Source organism: Thiothrix sp. UBA5583 (assembly GCA_002425225.1).
In the GTDB taxonomy this organism is placed as follows: Bacteria; Pseudomonadota; Gammaproteobacteria; order Thiotrichales; family Thiotrichaceae; genus Thiothrix; species Thiothrix moscowensis.
On record DILV01000023.1, the window covers coordinates 1 to 25,512 of the forward strand.

Annotated in this window: 21 protein-coding genes; 11 read left to right on the forward strand and 10 right to left on the reverse strand. The window is 55.4% G+C overall.

Translation table 11 applies throughout. The features are described 5' to 3' along the window. Positions 1 to 92 precede the first annotated feature (92 nt). Positions 93 to 947, forward strand: coding sequence for a sulfur oxidation c-type cytochrome SoxA (gene soxA / locus B2U47_RS07485; protein WP_296675927.1), 855 nt, complete (start codon positions 93 to 95; stop codon positions 945 to 947). A gap of 125 nt (positions 948 to 1,072) precedes the next feature. Here the strand turns inward: soxA and B2U47_RS07490 are convergent, their stop codons facing one another. Further along, the gene (locus B2U47_RS07490; RefSeq protein WP_296675930.1) at positions 1,073 to 1,816 is read right to left on the reverse strand and encodes a c-type cytochrome; all 744 of its coding nucleotides are present in this window, start codon (positions 1,814 to 1,816) and stop codon (positions 1,073 to 1,075) included. Between the two features lie 202 nt (positions 1,817 to 2,018). On the opposite strand from B2U47_RS07490, the gene B2U47_RS07495 reads away from it, so the two are divergent. From B2U47_RS07495 to B2U47_RS07505, 3 genes are all read left to right on the forward strand, one after another. Further along, complete coding sequence (locus B2U47_RS07495) at positions 2,019 to 2,987, forward strand: MBL fold metallo-hydrolase (protein ID WP_296675932.1); 969 nt, start codon at positions 2,019 to 2,021, stop codon at positions 2,985 to 2,987. A gap of 12 nt (positions 2,988 to 2,999) precedes the next feature. Continuing rightward, on the forward strand, positions 3,000 to 3,719 hold the full coding sequence (locus B2U47_RS07500; RefSeq protein ID WP_296675935.1) for a DUF4395 domain-containing protein: 720 nt from the start codon (positions 3,000 to 3,002) through the stop codon (positions 3,717 to 3,719). Between the two features lie 167 nt (positions 3,720 to 3,886). Next, positions 3,887 to 6,073 (forward strand): patatin-like phospholipase family protein, encoded by a 2,187-nt coding sequence (locus B2U47_RS07505; protein ID WP_296675937.1) that lies wholly within the window; start codon positions 3,887 to 3,889, stop codon positions 6,071 to 6,073. 7 nt (positions 6,074 to 6,080) lie between these two features. Here B2U47_RS07505 and B2U47_RS07510 read toward each other — a convergent pair whose 3' ends face one another. Beyond that, complete coding sequence (locus B2U47_RS07510) at positions 6,081 to 7,046, reverse strand: patatin-like phospholipase family protein (RefSeq protein ID WP_296675939.1); 966 nt, start codon at positions 7,044 to 7,046, stop codon at positions 6,081 to 6,083. Between the two features lie 97 nt (positions 7,047 to 7,143). Between B2U47_RS07510 and B2U47_RS07515 the strand changes: the two genes are divergently transcribed. Then, complete coding sequence (locus B2U47_RS07515) at positions 7,144 to 8,652, forward strand: YifB family Mg chelatase-like AAA ATPase (protein ID WP_296675942.1); 1,509 nt, start codon at positions 7,144 to 7,146, stop codon at positions 8,650 to 8,652. Positions 8,653 to 8,686: 34 nt separating this feature from the next. Here the strand turns inward: B2U47_RS07515 and B2U47_RS07520 are convergent, their stop codons facing one another. After that, positions 8,687 to 9,568 carry a fumarylacetoacetate hydrolase family protein gene (locus tag B2U47_RS07520; protein ID WP_296675943.1) on the reverse strand — a complete coding sequence of 294 codons (882 nt, stop codon included), beginning with the start codon at positions 9,566 to 9,568 and terminating at the stop codon, positions 8,687 to 8,689. Positions 9,569 to 9,663: 95 nt separating this feature from the next. Here B2U47_RS07520 and B2U47_RS07525 point away from each other — a divergent pair, with 95 nt between their 5' ends. Further along, positions 9,664 to 10,971, forward strand: coding sequence for a hemolysin family protein (locus tag B2U47_RS07525; RefSeq protein WP_296675946.1), 1,308 nt, complete (start codon positions 9,664 to 9,666; stop codon positions 10,969 to 10,971). A 3-nt stretch (positions 10,972 to 10,974) separates the two neighbouring features. Here B2U47_RS07525 and ilvD read toward each other — a convergent pair whose 3' ends face one another. Beyond that, complete coding sequence (ilvD, locus tag B2U47_RS07530; RefSeq protein WP_296675948.1) at positions 10,975 to 12,825, reverse strand: dihydroxy-acid dehydratase; 1,851 nt, start codon at positions 12,823 to 12,825, stop codon at positions 10,975 to 10,977. A 123-nt stretch (positions 12,826 to 12,948) separates the two neighbouring features. On the opposite strand from ilvD, the gene B2U47_RS07535 reads away from it, so the two are divergent. From B2U47_RS07535 to B2U47_RS07545, 3 genes are read left to right on the forward strand one after another with little or no spacing between them, the layout of a single operon-like run. Continuing rightward, complete coding sequence (locus tag B2U47_RS07535) at positions 12,949 to 14,739, forward strand: RyR domain-containing protein (protein ID WP_296675949.1); 1,791 nt, start codon at positions 12,949 to 12,951, stop codon at positions 14,737 to 14,739. 9 nt (positions 14,740 to 14,748) lie between these two features. Then, the gene (locus B2U47_RS07540; protein ID WP_296675952.1) at positions 14,749 to 15,636 is read left to right on the forward strand and encodes a hypothetical protein; all 888 of its coding nucleotides are present in this window, start codon (positions 14,749 to 14,751) and stop codon (positions 15,634 to 15,636) included. Between the two features lies 1 nt (position 15,637). Then, complete coding sequence (locus B2U47_RS07545; RefSeq protein ID WP_296675954.1) at positions 15,638 to 17,161, forward strand: serine protease; 1,524 nt, start codon at positions 15,638 to 15,640, stop codon at positions 17,159 to 17,161. 10 nt (positions 17,162 to 17,171) lie between these two features. Here B2U47_RS07545 and B2U47_RS07550 read toward each other — a convergent pair whose 3' ends face one another. Further along, positions 17,172 to 18,860, reverse strand: a complete 1,689-nt coding sequence (locus B2U47_RS07550) for a hypothetical protein (protein ID WP_296675956.1) — start codon at positions 18,858 to 18,860, stop codon at positions 17,172 to 17,174. A gap of 45 nt (positions 18,861 to 18,905) precedes the next feature. Beyond that, on the reverse strand, positions 18,906 to 19,847 hold the full coding sequence (locus B2U47_RS07555; RefSeq protein ID WP_296675959.1) for a hypothetical protein: 942 nt from the start codon (positions 19,845 to 19,847) through the stop codon (positions 18,906 to 18,908). Between the two features lie 159 nt (positions 19,848 to 20,006). Here B2U47_RS07555 and yidD point away from each other — a divergent pair, with 159 nt between their 5' ends. Next, the gene (gene yidD, locus B2U47_RS07560) at positions 20,007 to 20,261 is read left to right on the forward strand and encodes a membrane protein insertion efficiency factor YidD (RefSeq protein WP_296676125.1); all 255 of its coding nucleotides are present in this window, start codon (positions 20,007 to 20,009) and stop codon (positions 20,259 to 20,261) included. A 107-nt stretch (positions 20,262 to 20,368) separates the two neighbouring features. On the opposite strand, the gene B2U47_RS07565 is transcribed toward yidD, so the two are convergent. From B2U47_RS07565 to B2U47_RS07580, 4 genes are read right to left on the reverse strand one after another with little or no spacing between them, the layout of a single operon-like run. Next, positions 20,369 to 21,040 carry a LutC/YkgG family protein gene (locus tag B2U47_RS07565; protein WP_296675961.1) on the reverse strand — a complete coding sequence of 224 codons (672 nt, stop codon included), beginning with the start codon at positions 21,038 to 21,040 and terminating at the stop codon, positions 20,369 to 20,371. After that, the gene (locus B2U47_RS07570; RefSeq protein ID WP_296675963.1) at positions 21,033 to 22,442 is read right to left on the reverse strand and encodes a LutB/LldF family L-lactate oxidation iron-sulfur protein; all 1,410 of its coding nucleotides are present in this window, start codon (positions 22,440 to 22,442) and stop codon (positions 21,033 to 21,035) included. Before B2U47_RS07570 ends, B2U47_RS07565 begins: the two co-directional genes overlap by 8 nt. After that, complete coding sequence (locus tag B2U47_RS07575; protein ID WP_296675966.1) at positions 22,439 to 23,287, reverse strand: (Fe-S)-binding protein; 849 nt, start codon at positions 23,285 to 23,287, stop codon at positions 22,439 to 22,441. Before B2U47_RS07575 ends, B2U47_RS07570 begins: the two co-directional genes overlap by 4 nt. Continuing rightward, on the reverse strand, positions 23,284 to 24,039 hold the full coding sequence (locus B2U47_RS07580; protein WP_296675968.1) for an FCD domain-containing protein: 756 nt from the start codon (positions 24,037 to 24,039) through the stop codon (positions 23,284 to 23,286). Before B2U47_RS07580 ends, B2U47_RS07575 begins: the two co-directional genes overlap by 4 nt. Positions 24,040 to 24,271: 232 nt before the next feature. Between B2U47_RS07580 and B2U47_RS07585 the strand changes: the two genes are divergently transcribed. Then, positions 24,272 to 25,357: a TRAP transporter substrate-binding protein gene (locus B2U47_RS07585; protein WP_296675971.1), complete on the forward strand. Its 1,086-nt coding sequence runs from the start codon at positions 24,272 to 24,274 to the stop codon at positions 25,355 to 25,357. The last annotated feature ends 155 nt before the right edge of the window (positions 25,358 to 25,512 follow it).

Sequence of the window (25,512 nt, forward strand, 5' to 3'; positions counted from 1 at the left end):
GGCTGGCGACAAGGTCAAACTCGCCTGGACTGACAACAAGGGCGAGAAAGATTCCGCCGAAACTGATGCTGCCTAACGCTAAGGAGGTTTTCATGAAACAGGCATTTGTTACAGGTGCTGTTGCTGTCACCCTCGTGGCAGCATCCTTTGCAGTGCAGGCTGGCCCGGCAGAAGATCTGGCTGCGTTCCAGGCGCATTACAAAAAGCAATTCCCCGACATCAATCAGGCGGATTTCAAAGACGGTGCTTACGCACTTGATCCCACTTTGAAAGCCCAGTGGGAAGAAATGGAATCATCTTTTCCTCCTTACGAGCCAGATATTGATGCTGGCAAGAAGATTTGGGAAACCCCTTTCAAGAACGGCAAAACCTACGCTGACTGCATGGGTGATGTGAAAAGTGTTCGCGGCAAGTACCCGTACTATGACGCAGAAAAGAACACGGTCGTCACGATGGTAGGTGCACTGGATGCGTGCAAAAAAACCAATGATGGCGAAGGTTTTGTCAACAAGGAAGGCAAGCCATTCCTGAACAAGGGCGCGGTAGCACAATTGTCTGCCTATGTCGCAATGGAAGGCCGTGGCGGCAAAATCAATCTTGCCACCCCTGAAGGCAAAGGGCTGGAGTGGTATGAAAAAGGTAAAAACTTCTTCTATGCCAAGCGTGGTCAATTGAACATGTCTTGTGCGGATTGCCACGTTTACAACGCGGGCAAAATGATCCGTGCCGACCTGCTCAGCCCGGCAATGGGGCATGTTACCCATTGGCCAACCTACCGTTCTGCGGATGGTGAAATCACTACCCTGCACAACCGCTTCATGGGATGCAATACCATGGTTCGCGCCAATAACTTCAAGGCGGAAGGCGACGAATACAAGGCACTGGAATACTTCATGACCTATATGTCGAATGGTCAGGAGTGGAACGGCCCTGGTTCACGCAAGTAAACCTTTTCTCGATCTGATCTGACAAGTCAAACCCGGCTCTGCCGGGTTTTTCTTCTTCATTCTGCAAGCCAGACAAGAAAACTCCCGCCAAGGCGGGAGTTTTCAAAACACGATGGCACAAAACCTTATTTGGATTGGGATACCATATAATCCACCGCTGCTTTTACATCAGCATCAGACAAGGACGCATTGCCTCCCTTGGCGGGCATTGCTCCCTTACCATTCAGTGCATTAGCATGAAGGTTGCCCGCAGCAATACGACTCCCCCACGCTGCCTTGTCCCCCAGCTTGGGCGCACCCGCCACACCACTGTCATGGCAGGCAGAACAGGAAGCGCGGTAGACTTTCGAGCCTGAGCCTCCGCCTGCTGCCACCTTGGCTTGCGTGGCTGGTTTCTCAGCGGTTGCGGCTGGCTTTTCGGTGGTTGCGGTCGGCTTTTCCTGTTTGCTACTGGCAACAACAGACTTTTGGGCTTTTCCATCCCCTTTGGCAGCAGCTTGTGCCGCAGGTTTGGCAGCAGGCGCAAAATGTGGCCCTGCGGCTTTGGCTAACTCAGCCTGTTTCTGCCCTTCCATCCCCGACAATTCCACCATCTTTGCCAGCTTGAGAGCCTTGGCATCATCCCCATTGTTGGCAGACTTAATTGCATCCTGCAAGTTATCAGACATCGACTTGCCATTCATGTACCACTCAAATCCAGCTTTCGCTGCCGCAACATTGGCAGTCTCTGCCGAGGCAATCGCAGCCTTGACCTCCGGCTTGGCACTGCTGCTGAGGGTTGCTTTTTCATCACCCCCCCCTGTGGTTGCACAACCGCTCAAAGCCACCCCAATAGCCAGCGTCATAGCACACAAGACTCTTTCTCTCATAAACCCCTCCTCTCTATCTGGTTGATTAAAAAAGCCTTATTTATGATAAATTTAATTTAAGTTCAATGATATAGATTAATGACGAAATTGTTAAAAAATGTTGGACAGCACGCCAACCCACGATACCGAACAACAAAAATGGAATAATCAGCCCACCTGTCACATCGTCGTAAAGACCTGTTTTTTGCTGCCCGGAGGGATCATGCGTTTTATTGCAACACTCATCATGACGATGTGCTGGTTACTGGCATCCAGCGCCCGCGCCGAAGCACAACTGCCCCCCGTGGTCATGGAACTGCTCAAGGTTTCCGAACATGTTTACTATGTGCAAGGTGCTCCGGGGACTGCCACCCAGAATCATGGTTTCATTTCCAATGCTGCCGCGATTGTCACTGAGGAAGGTGTTATCCTGTTCGATACCCTTGGCTCCCCTGCACTGGCGCAACTATTGCTGCAAAAGCTCCAGAAAATCACCGACAAGCCGGTCAAAAAAGTCATCATCAGCCATTACCACGCCGACCATATTTACGGCTTGCAAGTCTTCAAAGATCAAGGTGCAGAAATCATAGCCCCAGCCGGTGCGGAGGAATACATCAATTCCGACAATGCCGAAGCCTTGCTGGCATCGCGCCGTCAGGATCTTGCCCCGTGGGTCAATGCCGAGACCCGTCTGGTCAAACCCGACCGTTACGTGGAAGCCGATGAGGAAATCAAACTCGGCGGCGTTACCCTCAAACTGATTTACAACGGTAAAGCGCATTCTGACGGCGACCAAAGCGTGCTGGTCGAGCCGGATGGGGTGTTGTTGATTGGCGATCTGATTTTTGAAGGGCGCATCCCTTACGTCGGCGATGCCAACACCAAAGTCTGGCTGGAACGCCTGCAAGCAATGGCAGCGGGCAAACTGAACGCAATGGTTCCCGGTCATGGCCCGATGTCGAAAAACCCGCAGGAAGTCATCCAGACCACTGCCAAATACATTGCCTTCCTGCGTGAAAAGATGGGCAAAGCCGTGGAAAACATGACCCCGTTTGAGGAAACGTATGACGCGACCGACTGGGGTGATTTCATTCACCTGCCTGCTTTCGATGAAGCCAACCGCCGCAATGCTTATCAGGTCTATCTGTCGATGGAACAGGAAAGCATGTCATCACCAGCCACCAGCCGTTAGGAGGCTTGTCGTATGCCCACATCCTGGTTTGCCACCTGCAAGAACTTGTGGTTTCGTGACCCCTCAGAAACTGCACCGTACCTCAATGACACGGCTGTGCGCATCCGTGCTGGTTTGCTGTTGTTCATTCCGCTGTTCATGGGCTGGACGCTGTACGATTCCATCTACAGCTCACCGTGGCTGGCAACCGGCGAGCTGATTCAGGATACGCTGGAAACCGATTTCGACGGGCGAATTATTTACCAAGTTGAAGTGGTACGCCGCACCTATGATTACACCTTGCAGACATGGCTCTTGCTCTATGCCTTATTTGAAATGCTGGCGGGCATGTTTGTGCTTACCTCACGGTTTTCACCGACCATCCTGATCTCCAGTTTTTTGGCACGCGGCAAACGCCCTTTGTGGAAACCGCTGCTACCCAAGCGTTTTGCCTGGGCAATCGGCGCGAGTCTAGTCGCAACCTGCCTGATCTTTTTCAACCCGGAAGTATTCGCCGGTTGGGTGAATGTTGTCATGGGTGAAGAATGGCTACCTACCACCGAAAACTACATGCCAAGCTGGATTCCGACTACGCTGGTATGGGTCTGTATTGGCTTTATGTGGCTGGAAACTGTCCTGGGTTTTTGCGTCGGCTGTCAGGTTCATGCCTTGCTGGCGAAAGTGGGCATCTTTGAGGAGGAATGCGAAGCCTGCAACAACCTGGATTGGGACAGCCCGCCACGCAAACCCTAATGGAACCACGGCGGTATTAGCCATGCACCGCCACACCCACCAGAAGTCCCTCTGCACGAGATCAGTTTGCAAGTACCGCTTACAAGCGGCAGGTCTGTCATGGTTTAGCGCCCCAGCCACTATGCTAAACTTGCCCTAACAAATAACGGGCAACCTGTAAAAACATCATGAAAACCTTCATCACCCTCCTGCTGACCCTGTGGTTCTGCACTCACGCCGCTTACGCCCAGGAACGTCCCAAAATCGGTCTGGTACTCGGTGGTGGCGGTGCTGCCGGGGTTGCCCACGTCGGGGTGCTCAAGGTGCTGGAAGAAAACCACATCCCAATCGACGTGATTGCAGGCAACAGCATGGGGGCGATCGTCGGCAGCCTGTATGCTTCTGGCATGAGTGCTAATGAACTCGAAAAAGTGGTCAACGGGCTGGACTGGCCTACCCTGTTCCGGGATGACCCTGCCCACCAGATCAAGTCATTCCAGCAAAAACAGCAAAGTGCGGACTTTTTCAGTGCCTTCAATGTCGGGGTTGCCAGGGAGGGGGTGAAACTGCCGACAGGGCTGATTGATGGGCAACGCCTGATGTTCGAGCTGCGCCGCCTGCTTGCCCCGGTCAGCCAGATCAACGATTTCGACCATTTGCCGATCCCGTTCCGGGCAGTGGCAACCGACATCCGTACCGGGGAAACCGTGGTGCTGAAAAAGGGCAATCTGGCAACGGCGGTACGAGCTAGCATGTCGATTCCGGGGCTGTTTGCACCTGTCACCATCGACAATCGCCTGCTGGTGGATGGGCTGGTTTCCAATAACCTGCCAGTGGACATTGCCCGCCAGATGGGAGCTGACATTGTGATCGTGTCGAGCATTCCGCCCGAAACCAACCGCAAGCTGGATTCCGCGCTCGACATTACCTTGCAGACCATGGATTTGCTGATGCGCAAAAGCAGCCAAGCGCAGCTCGACAGCCTGACCAGCCAGGACATCCTCATCCTGCCGCCGGTTGGCGAGATTGGCAGCCTGCATTTCGAGAAAGTGACAGAGACTATCCCGCTGGGGGAACAGGGGGCGCGGGCGCAATTGCCAGCCCTGCGGCAATTGCTGGCAAACCTGGGTGGGGAGACGGCAACCCGGCAGGTGACAACGGTTCCAGCAGCCGGAGAGCAGCCCATCCGGGTGGCGCAGGTGCAGATCGACAACGGTTCTTCCCTGAGTGACAAGCTGGTGCAGCAGAAACTGGGTATTCAGCCGGGTGAAGTGCTGGATACCCAACGTTTGCAGGCTGGGCTGGATCGGGTTTACAGCCTCGGCTACTTCAGTCTGGTCGATTACAACCTTGCCCAGCGCCCGGATGGTCGTTACGACCTGAAAGTGATTGCCCACAAGGCTGCGGAAGGTGAACAGCGTCTCAGCGGTGGTTTTGCCCTGGGGGACGATTTCAACGGTGATACCCGCTATCAGGCTGGGGTGAAATACGTGCGCCAGGGCTTGACCGGCAAGGGCACAGAATTGCGCTTGCAAGGGGTGATCGGTGAGCGCATCCTCGCCAAGGCCGAGTCGCATCACCCGCTGCGTGACGACAAGAGCACTTTCGTTGCCCCCAAGGTGTGGTATCAGGAACGTGACGCCAGCATCCTCAGCGACTCGCAACAGGTGGCGGAATTGCGAGCCAGAGAGGCCGGGGCGCAAGTGGATGTCGGGCGGGAGCTGGGTACAAGTGGCGAAGTGCGGGCAGGGGTGTTTTACCACCGCATCAAGCCGGAAGTGAAAACCGGCACGCTGGCGTTAACGGATGACGCGATCACCGAAGCCGGGGTCAAGCTGCAATATCAGGCCGATACGCTGGATTCCGTCAATTTCCCCAGCAAGGGCGGGCGCGTCACGGCTGCCTATACCCACGGCATCAAGGGCATGGGCAGCGACACCGGCTTTTCACGCATTGAGCTGGAAGGTGAGCGGGTGTGGAGCAAGGACAAGCACCGCCTGATTGCCAGTGGGCGACTGGAAGCCAATGCCAACAACGAGGATGGCTTACAGTACACCAGTGGCAATGCCCTGAAAACCGGGCGGATGGCGTTTGCCGACAACGACCAGTTGATCGGCAACTACAGCGTGGATGGCTCGCTGACCTACATGCGCCAGCTTGCCGAAGTGCCGCAAATTGCCAAACTGCACGTGGGGGCATCACTGGGGGCAAAGCAGGCATGGCAAGAGCGTGATGCCGTGGCACTGGATGATTTGCGTTCTACAGGTTCGGTGTTCGTCGGGGCAGAAACACCGGTTGGGCCAGCATTTGTCGGGTTGCGCAAAACCGAAGGCTTTGATCAGGAAGCCTATTTCAATTTCGGGCGGGATTTTTAGGCACAGCCTACACCTCCAGCAGGCTGGCGATTTCCACCTTCATACGCTCCACGGTCTGGTAGCCTTCCTGGATAGCTTCTTCGGCGCGGAAAAATTCCAGCAAGCCGATGTGCTCCAGACGCGGGGTCAACAGGATTTCCGGCGGGTCGCCTGCCATGCGGCTGCGGGTAATCTTGTCCTGCATGATGTTGATGGAGGCTGCCAGTGCATCCATCAGGCCGGGGGCGGTTTCCTTGTCCCTGTTATCGGGCAGCAAGGCGGATGAATATTCACGCAGGGAAGCGGTCAGGGTATCGACAATACCTTCCACCTTGCTGCTGTTTTTGTTGGTGCTTGCTGGGGGTTTTTCTGCCGGTTTGTCGGGCTTGCCTCTTTGCGTGTGATGGGCATAACGGCGGGCAACATTGCCATTCAGGTTGACCGCAATCACGATGTCCGCCCCCAGTGCGCGGCACAGTGATACGGGCACGGGGTTGCTCAGGCCGCCATCCACCAACCACTGCTCACGATGCCGGTAAGGTGGAAACAGGCCGGGCAGGGCAATCGACGCCCAGACGGCATCCAGTACCGTGCCTGACGTGAACCAGACTTCGCGCCCGTTTTCCAGATTGGTGGAAACCGTGGCGAAAGCGCGTTGCAACCCGGCGATAGGCAGGTTTTCATCGCAGACATTGGCGTGGAAAAACTGTTGCAGCTTGTCGCGTTTGACGAAACCGTTGAACGCGGCATTCAGCTCGAAAAAGCGCATCAGTTCCAGCTTGTTCAGCGACAACACCCCTTGTTCCAGCGTGTCGAGGTTTCCGGCAGCATAGGCTGCACCAACAATGGAACCGACTGAGCAGCCGCACACGATGTCCGGGTGAATATCCAGCGCCGCCAACGCCCGCAGGATGCCGATGTGCGCCCAGCCGCGTGAAGAGCCGCTGCCGAGGGCGATACCGATACGGGGATGTTTATCTGTTGAAGCATTCATGAGCGGGTTTCCTTTTGTCGCCATTTCCTTGAGCCACACCAAGTGTAAACCGCAGAATGCCTCCTGTCGTCAACCCGAACAACAGAGAACAACAATAATGAGCCTTGCCATTGTCTACAGCCGCACCAACAACGGTCTGGATGCCCCGCTTGTGAGTGTGGAAGTCCATCTTGCCAACGGTTTGCCAGGCCTTTCCCTCGTTGGTTTGCCAGAAACTGCCGTGAAAGAAAGCCGTGACCGGGTGCGGGCAGCCATGAGTAATTCCGGTTTTAACTTCCCGTTGCGGCGCATTACTGTCAATCTCGCCCCGGCTGACATCCCCAAGGATGGCGGGCGCTTTGACCTGCCGGTGGCGATCGGTTTGCTGGCGGCGAGTGAGCAAGTGCCGACTGAAACCCTGTCAGGCTATGAATTCATTGGCGAACTGTCGCTGGGTGGGCAATTGCGCCCGGTGCGTGGGGTATTGCCAACCGCCTTCGCCGCCCTGCAAGCCGGACGCGCCCTGATTGTGCCACAGGAAAATGCCGCCGAAGCCAGCCTGATTCGGGGCTTGAAAGTCTACCCCGCCAAGGATTTGGGCGAAGTGGTGGAACATCTGCACGGTTCCGAGCCGCTGGTGCGCTGGGAACAGGCGATTGAGGCCACAGAAACCACTTACCCGTTTGACCTCAGTGATGTGAAAGGCCAATTCATGGCGCGGCGTGCGCTGGAAATTGCCGCCGCCGGAGGTCATAACCTGTTGATGGTCGGCCCACCCGGTACGGGCAAGACCATGCTCGCCAACCGCCTTGCCACCATTTTGCCGCCGCTGTCGGAAGAAGAAGCGCTGGAATCCGCCGCCATCGCTTCCATCAGTCATCACGGTTTTGATGCCAGCCGCTGGGGGCAACGCCCGGTGCGTGAGCCACATCATACCTCGTCCGGGGTGGCATTAGTCGGCGGTGGTTCACAAGTCAGACCGGGGGAAATTTCCCTGGCTCACCACGGCGTATTGTTCCTGGATGAACTGACCGAATTCGACCGCAGTGTGCTGGATGTGCTGCGCGAACCGCTGGAAACCGGCAGGATCACCCTGTCACGGGCAGCACGCCAGGCCACCTACCCGGCACGTTTCCAGTTGGTGGCGGCGATGAACCCGTGCCCGCAAGGTCGCGCTTGTGACCTGCGCGACAACTGCGAATGTTCGCCGGAACAGCAACGCAAGCACCGCACCCGCATTTCTGCCCCGTTCCTTGACCGTATCGACCTGCAAATCGAAGTGCCACGGGTCAAACACGAAGACTTGCAGTCCCTGAAAGCGGGCGAAAGCAGTACCGATGTACGCCAGCGGGTGTTGGCTGCCCGTGGTCGCCAGCATTCACGTCAGGGCAAGATCAACAATGCCCTCAGCGGGCGTGAAGTCGACCAGCATTGCACCTTGGCGGAAAAAGACCAGAAGTTACTCAACCACGCGATGGAACGCTTCAAACTGTCGGCACGTGCCTATCACCGTATCCTCAAGGTGGCACGAACCGTAGCGGATTTGGCAGAAAGCGAGGAAATCCGCACGGCGCACCTGACGGAAGCCCTCAGTTACCGGGCGCTTGACCGACTGGCAGCACAATAACCTGCTTCAGGCCAGCCACGATTACAATCACGATTCAAGGTTGGGCAATCCGGTTCCTTAACAGGCCAACACCTGCCACTTCGCACTCGACCACATCGCCCGGTTGCAGGTATTCCGGCGGTTCACGCACGAAACCGACCCCGCTGGGTGTGCCAGTGGCGATGACGTCGCCAGCTTCCAGCGTCATGCCCCGTGACAGCCATTCGATAATGCTGGCAATGTCGAAAATCATGTGGCGGGTATTGGAGGCTTGCTTGCCGATTCCATTGACCCGGCAGGCAATATCAAGGGCTTGTGGGTCAGGAATTTCATCGGCAGTCACCAGCCATGGCCCCATCGGACAGCCGCCATCCAGGCTTTTGCCCAGAAAATACTGCTTGTGGTTGAGCTGGATGTCGCGGGCGCTCAGGTCATTGATGACGGTGTAGCCAAAAACATGCGCCAGCGCATTTTCGCGGCTGATTTTCTTGCCGCCTTTGCCGAGTACCACGCCAAGTTCCGCTTCCCAGTCAAGCTGTGAACAGGTATCCGGGTCGAACGGGATGTCAACATTATGCCCGGTAACACTGGTCGGGCATTTGGTAAACACGATCGGGTATTGTGGCGCCTTGCCGGTGCGCCCCACCTGACTGGCGGTTTCCTGCGCATGTTCCAGATAGTTGAGGCCGAGGCACATCACATTCTTGCGTGGGCGGGGGATCGGCGCGAGTAGGGTAATCTCCTTCAACGGTACGCGCATTACCGCACTGGCGGCTTGCAGCGGTGCTTGCAGGTCAGTACCACTGTCAAGCAGGGTCAGCATGTCACGCCACTGCGGCTGGTCGAAAGCGGCATCCAGAGCCGGAATCAGTACGTACTCACCCTCGGCGATACAGACATAGGTTTGGTGGTTATACAGGCAGGTTCCAAGTTTCATGTATTTCTCTGCTGGAATATTGGGGAAAATCATTAAAATAGTAGCAACCGATAGTACAATGCCGCCATGACTTTCAAAAACAGGATTATTGGATTGTGGACATAGCCATTTTGTTCGGCCTGATTTTGCTGAACGGTTTTTTTGCCATGTCAGAAATTGCGCTAGTGGCAGCACGGAAGGCACGCCTGCAAAACCTTGCGCAGCAGGGGGACAAGACTGCGGCAACGGCGTTGCGGTTGGGGGAAGATCCGACTTTTTTCCTGTCTGCCGTACAGATCGGCATTACCTCCATCGGTGTCCTGAACGGTATCGTCGGTGAAGCGGCTCTTAGCCCGCCTTTCAGCGCCTGGTTGCAAACCCTGGGGGTGGAAGAACACATTGCCAACCCGCTGGCAACCGGCTTGGTAGTCGTCAGCATTACCTATTTCTCGATTGTACTGGGAGAACTGGTTCCCAAGCGTCTGGGGCAAATGAGTCCGGAAGGCATTGCCCGCTTTGTGGCTCGCCCGATGCTGTGGCTAGCCATCATTGCCAAACCGTTCGTGATGTTGCTGTCCGGTTCCACCCGTCTGCTGCTGCGCATTCTGGGTGCAAAAGACGACAACAGCAGCAGCGTAACGGAAGAAGACATCCACCTGTTGCTGAGCGAAGGTTCCGATGCCGGGGTTATCGAGGAACAGGAACATCAGATGGTACGCAACGTATTCCGGCTGGATGACCGCCAGATAGCGTCCTTCATGGTTCCACGCAGCGATGTGGTCTGTCTGGATGTGGACAAGTCACTGGAAGAAAACCTCAGTCAGGTGGAAGCCCACCGTTATTCGCGTTTCCCAGTGGTGCGCGGCAACTGGGATGAAGTGCTAGGTATTGTCAGCACCAGCCAGTTGCTCAACCAGATGTTGCGCGGTGAGCAACCCAGCCTGAGCGAACACCTCAAACCGGCTGTCTTCGTCCCCGAATCCCTGACCGGCATGGAATTGCTGGAAAACTTCAAGGATTCCGGCGGGCAAATGGTGTTCATCATCGACGAATACGGCGAAGTGCAAGGCATTGTCACCCTGCATGACATGATGGAAGCGATTACCGGCGAATTCAAACCGCAGCATCAGGATGATGCCTGGGCAGTACAGCGCGAGGATGGCAGTTGGCTGCTGGATGGGTTGATTCCGGTTCCCGAACTCAAAGACCGACTGGGTTTCCGCAGCGTGCCGGAAGAAGACAAAGGCCGCTACCACACCCTCAGCGGCATGTTGATGCTGCTGCTGGGGCGCTTGCCGCAAACCGCCGACCATTGCGACTGGGAAGGCTGGCGGCTGGAAGTGGTGGACATGGACGGCACGCGCATTGACAAGGTACTCGCCAGTGCGCTGCTGCCTGACAGTGAAGGGACTAGCTCAGACTAGCTTTCACTTTTCCAGTTGCGTAACATCGCGCACTGCCCCACGGGAGGCGGATGTGGTCATCGCCGCATACGCCTTCAATGCTGCACTGACGTAACGGTCACGGTTGAGCGGTTTCCACGCTGCGCTGCCGTTGGCTTCCATCGCCGCCCGACGGCTGGCAAGTTCCTCATCGCTGATGCGCACGTTGATACTGCGGTTGGGGATGTCAATGTCGATCATGTCACCCTCTTCCACCAGACCGATGGCGCCGCCTTCCGCCGCTTCAGGGGAAACGTGCCCAATGGAAAGACCGGATGTACCGCCGGAAAAACGCCCATCAGTAATCAACGCACACGCCTTGCCCAAGCCCTTGGACTTGATATAGGAGGTGGGGTAGAGCATTTCCTGCATCCCTGGGCCGCCGCGTGGGCCTTCGTAACGGATCAGCACAATGTCACCCGCCTGAATCTGGTCGCCGAGGATACCGGCAACTGCCGCGTCCTGTGACTCGAAAATACGCGCAGGGCCGGAGAATTTGAGGATGCTTTCATCCACACCAGCGGTTTTCACCACGCAACCATCCAGCGCGATATTGCCGAACAGTACTGCCAACCCGCCTTCAGTACTGTAAGCATGAGCCTGATCGCGGATACAACCATTGGCACGGTCAAGGTCAAGTGAATCCCAGCGTTTGCTTTGGCTAAACGCCACCTGGGTGGGCACATTGCCGGGAGCAGCACGGAAGAAATTCAGGCGTTTTTCATCGGTGGTCAGGCGCACATCCCACAGTGACAGGGCTTCCGCCATGTTGGTGGCGTGGACAGTGCCAACTTCACGGTTGAGCAATCCGGCACGGTCAAGTTCACCGAGAATGCCGAATACCCCACCGGCACGATGCACATCTTCCATATGGTAAAGCTGGGTGGAAGGCGCAACTTTGCACAATTGCGGCACTTTACGGCTCAAGCGGTCAATGTCGTTCATGGTGAAATTGACCCCGGCTTCCTGTGCGGCTGCCAGCAAGTGCAGAATGGTGTTGGTGGAACCACCCATCGCAATGTCCAGACACATGGCGTTTTCAAACGCGGCAAACGTGGCAATGGAACGCGGCAATACGGAAGCATCATCCTGCTCGTAGTAACGTTTGGCAAGGCTGACAATCATGCGCCCGGCTTCGAGGAACAGGCGTTCGCGGTCGGCATGGGTTGCGAGGGTGGAACCGTTACCCGGCAAGCTCAAACCCAGGGCTTCGGTCAGACAGTTCATCGAGTTGGCAGTGAACATGCCGGAACAGGAGCCGCAAGTGGGGCAAGCGGAACGTTCCATCTTTTCCACGTTTTCGTCAGTTTCGGCACTGTTGGCAGCAGAAACCATCGCATCCACCAGATCCAGCTTCACCACTTTGCCACCGATCACGGCTTTACCGGATTCCATTGGCCCACCGGAAACGAAAATGGTGGGGATGTTCAGACGCAGCGCCGCATTCAGCATCCCCGGCGTGATCTTGTCGCAGTTGGAAATGCACACCAGCGCATCGGCGCAATGTGCATTGACCATGTATTCCACCGCATCGGCGATCAGCTCGCGTGACGGCAACGAATACAGCATCCCGCCATGCCCCATCGCAATCCCGTCATCCACCGCGATGGTATTGAATTCTTTGGCTACCCCACCGGCGGCTTCGATTTCGCGTGCCACCAGTTGCCCCAGATCCTTGAGGTGGACATGCCCCGGCACAAACTGGGTGAAGGAATTGGCAATAGCAATGATCGGTTTCTGGAAATCCGCATCGGTCATACCGGTAGCACGCCACAACGCGCGTGCGCCAGCCATGTTGCGACCACCAGTGGAGGTACGGGAACGGTAAACGGGCATGGTAAGCTCCTAAAGCAAATCTGGGCAAAACGGCATTCTAACGCCAGATGGCGGGCGCGTCATATCCTGTCACGTTTTTTGGGTTACACTCTGGGATATTTCCACGCCATTACTGGATTGCCCATGCCAACCAACCACAAAAAAAACCGTAACCGTGAAACGACGCCCTGGTTTTCCCTGCTACTGGGCGTTGCCTTGCTGGCATTCCTCGCGCTGCTGCTGGGTTTCTGGGTACAACTGGAGCAACCGCTGGGTAAATCGCTCTACAGCGCTGCCAACCTATTGTTGAACAGCGAATTCATCAAGCCGGATGAAATGGGGCTACGTACCAGCTTGATCGTGGTTGGTCAGATGCTAGGTTACATTGCGTTCTATGGCATTTTGCTGCGCTTGGCGTGGGTATTACTGGGCGACAACCTGACCGCCTCTTATGTACGCTGGTGTTATCACGACCATATCGTGGTATGCAGCCTCAACATGCAGGGGCAAGCCTTCATCAGCAATTTGCGTAAGAGCAACCCGGAGCAACGGATCGTTGCCCTGCTCGACCACATTGATGATGAGCATGAAAGTTGGTGCCAGCAGCACGCTGTCACTTTGCTGTATGGTGACGCCACACAGGAAACTGACCTGCACGCAGCCGCTGTTGTCAGTGCCAAAGCCGTGATTGCCTGTGGGGAATCGACAGATACCAACCTACAAGTTGCCAGTGCTGTGCAAGCCATCAGCCGTCAACGCCCTGCCAACAATCCGCCACTTGACCTGTATCTGGCCGTCAACGATGCCATGCTCAGCGAAGGTTTAGGCAATGAAAACTACCGGCATTTTTTGCAACCCAACGAACGTCTGAACCCCTACCCTTACAACGCTGACAACCTGCTGGCTCGTTGGTATTTCAACCAGTATCCGCCACATACATGGGCAGACCAGCACGGGCAGCAACAAGTGCATCTGGTATTCGTCGGTTTCAGCCCATTGGTGGAAGCACTGATCTGCCAGTACGCCAAGATTTCACCCTACAAGGATTTTGTCCCACCCGCATTTACCCTGCTGGGCACAGGTGCGGAACAATGGCGCGACATGCTGGTGGCACGTTACCCTGTATTCGCCAATGGCAGAAGCGGCGCGGAACAGGTCATTGCCGGTTTATATGCACAGGAATGCACCCCGACTTTCAAGCTGGATGAAACACAACTGACAGCCATTGCTCAGAATGGAGCGGTAACAGCCGTCCTGTTCTGCGCTACCGAGGATGAAAGCAACTTCCGCCATGCCATGAGCCTGTATCAGCAGGCCCTGCGGTTCAACTGCTGGCAAGTACCGTTTTACGTGCGCTTGCAACAGAGCGATGGCATCCGCACCCTGCTGGCTTCTGCCAACGACCAGAATACCGATGCCAGCCTGACTCCATTTGGCATGGCGGTGCAGGTCTTTGACCTCAAGCGTATGATGCAAGTGGAACGCAACGCCCGCGCCGTACACGAAGCCTACCGGCAAAACATGCTCCAAGCCGCCCCCGGCACTGCCATGTCAACAGACAGCCTGCAACCCTGGGAACAATTGGCGGAAACCTATCGTGCCGCCAGCCGCCGTTCCGGCGACCATTTACCGGTCAAACTGGCAAGCATCGGTATCCACATGCAAGCCGACCAGCCGTTGGTGCTGGCTGATGCCATCCGCCTAGACGAACCGGCGGAACGACGTGAATTGCTGAGTCGGCTGGAACACCGTTCGTGGCGTTACGAACGGCTGGTCAACGGCTGGCGTTACGGGGAACAGCGCAACAACCGGCAACGGCTTCATCCGTCGATTGTGCTGTGGGAAGAGTTGTCGGACAGTGAGCGAAAAAAAGACTTGAATCAAATTGAAAATGTCAGAAAAGTGCTACTATCAGACAATATAATTTCCATATAGGAGAGTGTCATGAACGATCCAGTACATGTCACATTTATTCATGGGCTTGCCAACAAACCTAGCCCGCCTGAACTAAAACGCATCTGGATTGAAGCCTTGTCAATGCCTACCGCCACGGATCAGGGTTTTGATCCGGGAGGATCAGGCGTAACAACCAGTTTTGTGTACTGGGCAGATTTGTTTTACGCAACCCCGTTGGATTCATCGTCTTATGAAAACCTAACCGATGACCCAACTGAAGAACTTGATGCAGGCAAGGCTGAATTGTCTGAAAATGACTGGACAAAGGCACTGCGCAAACGCTTTCCTGAAATCAGTGAATCACCCGATGACACTCCAGATAGCAACAGTCCTTCAGGCTTCGAGCGCATCCCTTTACCTGGATTTGTGAAAAACAAAATCATGGCTGAGTTCATGCGGGAAGCACACGACTATCTTTTCAATGTGCAGGGTATCAGAGACATGATCCGTACACGAGTGATCAATGACTTGAGAAAAATTCCTACCAATTCCAGAAAGATCATGGTTGGTCATAGCCAAGGGTCATTTATTGCTTATGATGTAATGACCGGAGTAAATGAATGCCCCTTGATTGACGGTTTCATGACGATTGGCAGCCCTCTGGGAATTGACGAAATACAAGATAAATTGGTCTGGACACGGGAGAATGGCTTTCCAACCAAATTACGGGGTGAGTGGGTGAATATTTATGATTCACTCGACATGGTAGCTCGTCTTGATCCTTGCCTAGCTAGTGACTTTCGCCAAAATGGGCGGGAAGTCGTCATTGATATTCGTGAATCGAATCATGGTGCATGGCGACACTCTGCAACCAAATATCTTCAAGGGACGCAATTAAGGCAACACCTGCGGCGTCTGTGCCAGCGGGAGATTTGATATGCTAAGCCCTGAAAACTACTTGCAGGAACTGGAACTGGCCTTAAAGGAATACCGCTTTCAGGACATCAGCACACTGGCAGAAAAAATTGACCCCGCCACCTTTTCCCCCACACAAGTCAAAACCACCTTGTCCCTGTTACGACGCAAACGCAGATTCAAGGAACTGGAGCATGTAGCGGGGCAGTTCTGTCTCGCAGGACATAATGACCTGCTGATTCGCCGCCAATGGACACAAGCCATCCTCGATCAAAACAAACTCGAACAAGGCATCCGTGAACTGGAAGGACTGGCTCAAAAACATGATGCAACAGAAAAAGAAAGTTATGAAATCCGTGGCTTGCTGGGGCGTGCCTACAAACAGCTCTATGTCAATGAAGGTGGAGCAGACAACTTGCGTCATGCCATCACCGCTTACAAGCAGGACTGGAAATCAAAATTGGGAGACACCCGCTGGAGAGGTATCAACCTTGTAGCACTGATTAGTCGCGCACGCCGTGATGGAATCCCCCTACGTGACAGGCTTGACCCAGCAAAAATGGCAGGGGATCTGCTCGAAACCATCAAACACAAAAAAGCAGCGGATGCGTGGGATTATGCTACAGCCCTAGAAGCAGCGGTCGCGCTTGATGACGAACAAACCGCGCTGGGGTATACCCAAAAATACCTTGCCCACACTGATGCAGACGCATTTGAGATCAGCAGTACATTGCGTCAGCTTAAAGAAATCTGGCAGATTGAAGGCAAATCCATCGGGAACAGCATTTTACCCGTGCTTGAATATGCGTTACTGCAACGTGATGGCAGCAAGGTTGAGCTGCGCAACATTGGCGATAGCACCCGCAGCAGTACCGGGTTTGAAGCAGTCTGGGGACAAGAAGGCGTCATTTACATGCAATGGCTTGATACCATGTATAGCCGCTGCAATGCCATCGCTCGCATTTCTGACAGCATTACAGGAGCACCTAAAGGGACAGGATTCCTTGTCACTGGCTCAAAACTCAAACCCGCCTGGGGTGACGCTCCTGTTTTCGTCACCAATTCCCATGTCATCAGTCGCCAACCACACGACCAAGCACCGTTGATACCGGAAGAAGCATTGGTTGAATTCACCCGTATCCCGAACCGTCCAAAAGTCGCTCTTGGCGAACTCCTTTACAGCTCACCCCGTTCAGAGCTTGATGTAAGCATTCTGCGTATCGAAGCTCCACAAGGTAGCAGCAGTATTGATCCATTCCCGCACTTGCCTGTCATTAACACGGAGAATTCTGACGAACAACGGATATACGTCATTGGACATCCCTCCGGCAATGAAATGGCCGTTTCTCTCTACGATAACAGCCTTACGGAATACGAGCACCAGTACGTCCGCTATCGCAGCCCTACGGAAGAAGGCAATTCAGGCTCTCCGGTTTTCACCAAGAAACTTCACGCCATAGCGGTTCACCACCGCGCCCTGAAAGACAAAAAACTTAACGAGGGTGTTCTGTTAAATGAAATAAAAGCCAGCTTGCAACAGCCATAACAACAGCCATTTACCCCACGGCTGCCGCCACCCGCAGCAACAACGGCTCCACCGAATGCAACGCCGGTGGCGCCTGAAACAGGCACAAACGCGGTTCCGCCAGCGTCCGGTTGACGCTATCGACGGGCAGTTGTTGCCACAATTCCTCCAGCAAGCGCAGCAAAGCATCACGCTGGGTAGTGGCATCCACCAACAACACCACCCGTGCCAGTGGCACTTCCGCCAGCAGCAAACCCAACTCGAAACTACACCCCTTGTTGTGTTCCCCAAAGCCACGTAAATCCATCAGCACTGCATCACTGCGCACCGCAAGGGCATGAACCGTTGCCTTCCAGGTATTGTCGTAACAGAAAAACTCGTTGATACGGTAACGCCCATCAGGATCTGGTTTGGCATCGAAACTGCCCAGCCGCCGCTGCAAATCTTCCTCACTGGCGACAAACAGGTTACGCAGACGCAAACCCCAGAACTGCAACAACTCGTCCGGTTCCAGATTGGTTGCCGCCAAATCTGGCGCACTGATCAGGCTGATCGGGCCAATAAAACTCCAGCGCTGGCTGAGCTGATCAAGCAACTGGCGGCTGCGCAAGCGATGTCCGAATACCCGCAGCAGTAACAATGATGCCGGTTTGGGTTGCTTTTCGTCAGCCTTGCGCCGCAGCAAATGGCTACTGATCAGCTTGTAAGCCACGAATGTCAATATGAGGCTCACACTCCCACCCTGCGTCGGTTCAAACTGGATAATGATTTCAGACAAGGTAATCACCAACCACCAGCTATCCAGTGTCAGGGTCTGAATACTGGTCTGTTTCAAGCGGTAACGTTGGGTAACGTAACGCAATGTTCCCCACACAGCCAGTAACAAGATGAGCAGCAGCCCCAACCATACGACATACCGGTAATCGCTCCAGAGACGGATGTCACCCAATGTCAGGGCGAGACAGCCTAACCCTTGAGTCGCCAGCAGAACCGCAACCACCAGACTGACCGCCACGAAATAGGCAAACAACCCCACCGAACGCCACGCACGGTTATTGAGTATCCACAGCAGGAGTGACGGAATGCCCATCCAGAATGCCCAGGTCAACAAGATGCGCCCCAACCCTATCCCGTCTGTAAAACCCAGCGTCAAGGACAATGCATCCAGCACCAGCAGCAAGGCGAAATAACCCGTGAGCAAATTCCACTTGCTGCGTGCATCACCCACCCGCACCACAATCAGAGCGGGAATGACCGGCCAAGCATACAACAGCAACAGGCTGCCAAAATGTACCGGCAGAAATGCCAGATCATCCAGCCCCACCGTCAGGCTTGCCCCGATCAAGGCATGAACCAGACCTGCCACAGCATAAGCAAAACTGGCACGCTCCACCCCTTCCGCAGCAACTCCAGCCAGCGCAGGCTTTGGTAATGCAACGGATGTATCAACAACATCAAATTGCAATGCCCTAGCCGGTGGCATTCCACCCGACCGATACAAAGCTCGGGAAATCGCTCCCGTATCAGCAACCTGCCCCATTGCCTGCCTGACGTAATGACGATACAACACAACAGTCAGCCATGTCAGAAACACTGCAATCGGCAGTGCCACCAGAAAAATGAAACCAAACAGCCCGTCGCTACTGATAACACACACAGCAGGTACTTCCAGCACGGGCGCAGTATCCGGGTATGGAACGGGATAAGTATAAGCGGGCATAGGTGTCTTCCCTGTAACACGTATCCCTACAGTGTAGCCAACAACCTACCCCAGCACTGCCGACAACATGCTGATGCCCAGCACCAACCCGACCAATACCAGTAACGTCATGAACCACACATATTCATACAACAGCTTGTAAGTCAGGCTGAAATCCCGGCTACTCAACCCGTTTTGCACCAGAAACGGTTCCAGTGTGGCAAGCAAGGTTGCCTGTTGTGGCAATTCATACGGGTTCCATTGCCGGTCAAAACGCATGAAATGTGCCTGCGGCAACTGCTCGGGAAAAACCTGCGGTAAAATGTCTGAGGCCACCTGCCGGAAGCCCTGATACGCTTTTTCGGTATGCGGCATGATCAACAAGATACGCTCCGGCTTGTTCCAGCCTCGCAGCATTTGCAACTCGATACTGACACCCGCCGAACTGCCGGGGCGCAATACCACCAGCCGTGCCTCCTGCAACCAGTCAGCCACCTGCTGTTGCCACACCGCATCACTCACATAGGTACGTGCTGCCCCAGTATCTGCGATTTCCTCACCGGGGCGACCGATTGCCACATACGGCCCAAGCCCCCGCCACAGACTTGCCAACTGGATCTGAAAGGTTGGCCCCCACGGGCTGATCATCGGCTGGGTTCCGGTTGCTGCCTGCGCCCTGAACGCCGTTTGCAGGGCAGCGAAAAAGCCCCTGACACTGTAATCAGCTTTTTCATCCCCAAAAGAGCGCAGAAAAATGACAGGGGCGCGTTTGTCATGCTGGCGGAGTTGTTCCACCGATACACTCGCCAGACGCAAGCCGCGAATCCAGTTGAACACACCGCCGCCGATGAGAGACAGCGCAAAGACCATCCACAACCACTCATCGGCTTGCTCACTGCCCCAGATAAACAGCAAGGAACCCATGACCAGCATCAAAATGCCGGAATATTTCACCAGCCTGCCCGCCACCGGGCAACGCTGGGGAAGTTTTACAGGTGTTGGTTTCATCGCTGACCTCCTGCCATTGCCGCCACCTTCATCATCCCACCCTTAGGCAGAAGCGGTATTGATATGGCTCATGCACTTGACCTGAACTGTGCTTGCCCGCTCGATGGCAGGTATACTGTTGCGGGTCGCCCTTCCAACTACCGGTATGAACACACCCGCATGAAACGCCTGCTCATCCTCATCATCCGTGGCTATCAACTCTTCATCAGCCCCATGCTGGGCAGCAATTGCCGTTTTTACCCCACCTGTTCGCACTACGCTAGGGAAGCCATTGAAAAGCACGGTGCATTCAAAGGAAGCTGGTTAGCAGTTCGCCGCATCGGGCGCTGCAACCCGTGGCACGAAGGTGGCGTGGATCTGGTGCCGGAACCACGCCAGCAGAAATGTTCAGGCTGCAACTGTGACCATGAGTAGTATGCAGCCTGTCAGAAGAGTGGTGGTCAGCAGGGTAAACAGCATGGGGGTAGAACGGTGCATGGTATTCTCCAGTGGTTGTTTGATGTTCGGAATACTGCTTGTGATCAGGCAGGATGACTGAACACCAGAATCACCACCAACTCCTTCGGCCCATGTACCCCATACGCCAGCGTCTGCTCAATATCCGCCGATTTTGACGGGCCGGACACCAGCAGCGCATTGGTCGGCAAGCCTTTTTCCACCCAGCCCTGTTCCTGTACCGCTGCGGCGAAAGTGGTATGGAGCTTGTCCACTTCCAGCAAGGCAATATGCACTGGCGGAACCAGCGACATCGTGCGCGGCTCTTCTGCATCTGGCCATAGGATCAGCGTACCGGTTTCGGCGATGCCACCCAGCGTGCTGGTAAAAGCAGCGTCGATACCGTAGAACATCTCTTCTTTCCAGCCGTCGATGGGCTGCTCGTAGTGGCGTAGTGTAGGGAAACGTCCGGCTTGTGCGCTGATGGCTTGCCCCCATGTGGTGTTGGGGGAGAGCAGCAGGTTGTTCAGCCCTTTGGCATGACAGATTTCGGTCAACACATCCAGCCAGTCGCGGTGGTCGGCGTGGTGGATTTCGGCGCGTACCGCTTCCATGCGTTCGGTGAAGCGGCGGATACGTTCGGCTCTGTCCCAGTCGAATGAAGAAACATCTTGCTCCTTCCCCTGACAAGGGGAGGGTTGGGGAGGGGTTTCTTTTCTCAAACGTTGCAGGATATTGGTGCGGGCAACATTATTCATCGGCAACTCCCATCTCTTTCATGCGTTCGTGCAAAGTCTTGTCAGCCAGTTGGGGGGCGGAACGTACATTCGTCCAGGCGCTCATTTGCATCGGCAGCACACCGCGCAGACGGGCGGCGGCTTTCGTGCCGAAATTATAGATGGCGGGGTGCGAGGCTGACCACGACCAGCTTTTCCAGGCGGCGGCTTCAGCGGTGGTGCGGCGGCTGCCGGTTCCGGGGGTGGTGCTGGCATCCTTGCGCACGCCTTCGTAGCGCAGGCGGTTGATCAGGGTCGGAATCGGGATGCGTACCGGGCAGACTTCCCCGCACGCCCCGCACAGGGTCGATGCTTGGGTGAGTTCGCCGTGTACGTCCAGCCCGGCTTTTTGCGGCTCCAGAATGATGCCGATCGGGCCAGGGTAGACCGTACCGTAGCTGTGCCCGCCGATGCGGGTGTAGACCGGGCAGTGGTTCATGCACGCGCCGCAGCGGATGCAGCGCAGAGTGGCGAGCAGTTCCGGGTCGCTGTAGATGTTGGAACGCCCGTTGTCGAGCAGCACCAGATGCACTTCCTCCGGGCCATCCTTTTCGCCCGGCTTGCGCGGGCTGCTGATCATGTTGAAGTAAGTGGTGATCGGCTGGCCGGTGGCGGAACGGGTAAGGATGCTGAGCAGCGGCGGGATGTCGCTGAGCTTTTCCACCACTTTTTCGATGCCAGTGACGGCGATGTGTACCCTGGGAACGGTGGTGGACATGCGCCCGTTGCCTTCGTTTTCGACCAGACAGAGCGTGCCGGTTTCAGCGACGGCGAAATTGACGCCGGAAAGGCCGACTTCGGCGCTGTAGAACTTGTCGCGCAGGATGGTGCGAGCGGCTTGCGTCAGTTCGTCGATGTTTTCGGTGTAGGGGATGTCGGGAAACTTGTCGTTGAACAGTTTGGCAACATCCTGACGGCTTTTGTGGATGGCAGGGGCAACGATGTGCGAGGGCGGCTCGTGCGCCAGTTGCAGGATGAATTCGCCGAGGTCGGATTCCAGCGCATCAATGCCGTGTGCTTCCAGAAAATGGTTTAGCCCCATTTCTTCAGAAACCATCGACTTGCCTTTGATCATGGTCTTGGCATTGTGCTTTTGCATGATGGAAAGCACGATCTGGTTGGCTTGCTCGGTGGTTTCGGCCCAGTGGACGTGGATGCCGTTGTCGGTGAGTTTTGCTTCCAGTTGCTCCAACAATTCGGGTAGTTTGCTGAGGGCGTTGGCGCGGATGGCTTGGGCCTGGGTGCGGATGCGTTCCAGTTCCGCCGGGTCGGGGAACTGGTCGAGGCGACGTTGCATCAGGCCATCCATTGCCTTGCGGAAATTGGCGCGGACGTTGGGCTTGGCGAGGTTTTCGATGACGTGTTGGCGGAATTCGGAAATCATGAAGATTCCCCCTCACCCCACCCCCTCTCCCTCAAGGGGAGAGGGGCTTCTTCGGAAGAGCTTCTTGCTCCCCCTCTCCCCTTGAGGGAGAGGGGGCTGGGGGGTGAGGGGTTCTTCACCCGCTCCCAAAGAAACTCCGCAATATGCTGATGCGGAATCGCATCCCCCTGCTTTTCCATCGTACCGCCAATATTCAGCAGGCAACCCGCATCCTGCCCGATCAGCCGTTCAGCACCCGTGGCACGGATGGTGTCGGCCTTTTCCAGCACCATTGAGGCGGAAATTTCCGGCTGCTTGACCGCAAACGTGCCGCCGAAGCCGCAGCATTCGGTCTTGCGGATTTGTTCCAGTTTGGTGACGTTGCCGAGCTGATCGAGCAGAGATTCGATCTTGCTTGCCACGCCCATTTCGCGGCGCGAGGAACAGGAGGTGTGGACGGCGACTTTCACTGGCTCACCCAAATCTTTCAGCTCGATATGCAGTACATCGACCAGGAATTCGGTGAGTTCGTACACACGACTGGCAACGTCCAGCGCTTGCGCTTCATCCGGCTGTCCGGCGAACAGTTCGGGGTAATGCAGTTTCATCATCCCGGCGCAGGAGCCGGAGGGGATGACGATGGGAATGGGTTTGGGAAACAGCGCAAGCTGGGTACGGGCAACGGCGCGGGCTTCGTCGCGGTAGCCGGAGTTCCACGCCGGTTGCCCGCAACAGGTTTGCGCCTGTGGGTAGATGACCTTGATGTCTTCGCGCTGGAGCAATTGCACAGCGGAAATGCCCGCTTGCGGGTAGATCAGGTCGATCAGGCAAGTACCGAAAAAATAGATAGTGTCGGGTTTATTCACAGTCCGGCTCCTACGGTAGTCAGGCGGCGCATCGAGCGCAGTTTGCGTGCTTCTTCCTCATCAATTTTCTTGAGGGATTCTTCTACGAAAGTCAGGTGTTCCTGCGCAGCCTTGCGGGCTTTTTCCGGCTCACTGGCGAGAATGGCGTTCATCAAGGCTTCGTGCTGTTCGCTCAGCGGGTCGAATACGCGGTGGATGGTGTACAGCTTGTCGAGGTTGTGCGAAATGCTGTTTTGCAGCAGCGCAAACAAGCCCTGCATGACGTGCAGCAGCACCAGATTGTGCGAGGCTTCCACAATGGCCAGGTGGAATGCGGCATCGGCGCGGGCTTCATCCATCGGGTCTTTGCTGCCGTGCAGGGCAATCATGGTGTCGAAGGCTTGCTTGATTCGCACTTTATCCTCGGCAGTAGCACGTAAGGCGGCGTAAAAAGCCGCGTTGCCCTCCAGCGCATGGCGGATTTCCAGCACATCAAAACGGTATTCCGGGTTTTCGCGGAACAGGGTCAGCATCGGGTTGCTGAAGTCCGCCGCCATTGTGCTTTTGATGAAAGTGCCACCGCCCGGTTTGGATTGCAGCAGTCCGCGACTGATCAGCATCTGGATGGCTTCGCGCAACGAGGGGCGCGACACGGAGAGTTGTTCCGCCAGTGTGCGTTCGGCAGGCAGGCGATCACCCGGCTGCATATTGCCGTCAACAATCATGGCTTCCAGTTGTTCGGCGATTTGTTCTGCAATTCTTGGTTTCTTCATGGCTCTTCTGGTCTTACCAATTTTCAGGCTAGTGTAGATGTTCCGCTAGGGAATTGCAATTCTTGTACAGGCATTATCTGTATTAAGATTTTCTAATGTATTGAAAACATTATTGACATTGGCAAGGTTTCTGGATAAGAATCAGCGGACTTACCAATTTCAATATTGGTTTGTTAGTTCGATAAATTGGTATTACCAATATTGACCCGATTTCAAGCCGGAGGAGAAAACCATGTTCCGTAAACTGACCCGTGTAGCGACTGCGGTCGCTGTTGCCGCTGCCCTGTTCGTATCCACCAACGCTGCTGCTGAAGATAAAAATGTATTGCTGAAAGTACCGGTCTATTTCGGTACTCACCTGCAAGGTCTGGGCAGCACCCCGGCCTGGCTGGCTGAACAACTCGATGCGATGGATAGCAGCGTCAAGCTGAAAATCTACGAGCCGGACAAGCTGATTCCACCCAAGGAAATCCTGGAAGCGGTCAACAAGGGGCAAGTAAACGCAGGCTGGACAACCCCCGGCTACAACACCGGTGTACTGGGTCAGCAAGGCGCGATTTTCTCTGCCGTACCATTCGGGCCGGATGCGCCGGAATTCCTCGCCTGGATTTACTACGGCGAAGGCCGCAAGCTGTGGCAGGAAATGTACGACAAGAAAAACCTCAACGTACACGCCATTCCTTGCAGCATCATCGCGCCGGAAACCTCCGGCTGGTTCTCCAAGCCGATCGACAAACCGGAAGACCTGAAAGGGCTACGGATGCGCTTCTTCGGTCTGGGTGCGCTGGTGATGGAAAAGCTGGGTGTTTCCACTTCCCTGCTACCTTCCAAGGAAATCTTCCCAGCGCTGGAAAAGGGCGCGATTGACGCGACCGAATTCTCCATGCCTGCCATCGACAAGGGTTTGGGTTTCAGCAAGATCCTGAAATACAACTACTTCCCCGGCTGGCATCAGCCTGCCACCATTTTCGAGTTGATCATCAACGGCGACCAATGGAAGGAAATGAGTCCGGCGCAGCAAAACACGATCGAAATGGCCTGTAAAGCCGCGATGCTGGATGGCCTGGCGATGGGTGAAGCGATCCAGTTCCCGGTTATGAAGGAAAACGCTGCAAACGGCGTCGAAAACCGTTACTGGTCGAAGGAAATGCTGGATACCTTCCGTGCCAAGTGGGAAGAAGTCGTCAAGGAAGAAGGCGACAAGGATGCTGGTTTCAAGTCCACCTGGGAAAACCTGCAAGCCTTCCGTGACAACTACAAGGTCTGGAATGAGTGGGCATTTTTGCCGCGTCCGGGCACTGAGCGGGTAGCGAAGTAACGGGATTACCCCTCACCCCACCCCCTCTCCCTCAAGGGGAGAGGGGCTAAGAGACTACCTTTCTTGTTCCCCCTCGCCCCTTGAGGGACGACGCCGAAGGCGGCTGGGTGCGGGGGTTAGGGGGTGAGGGGTTCTTCAACCAAATGGAGGTGACG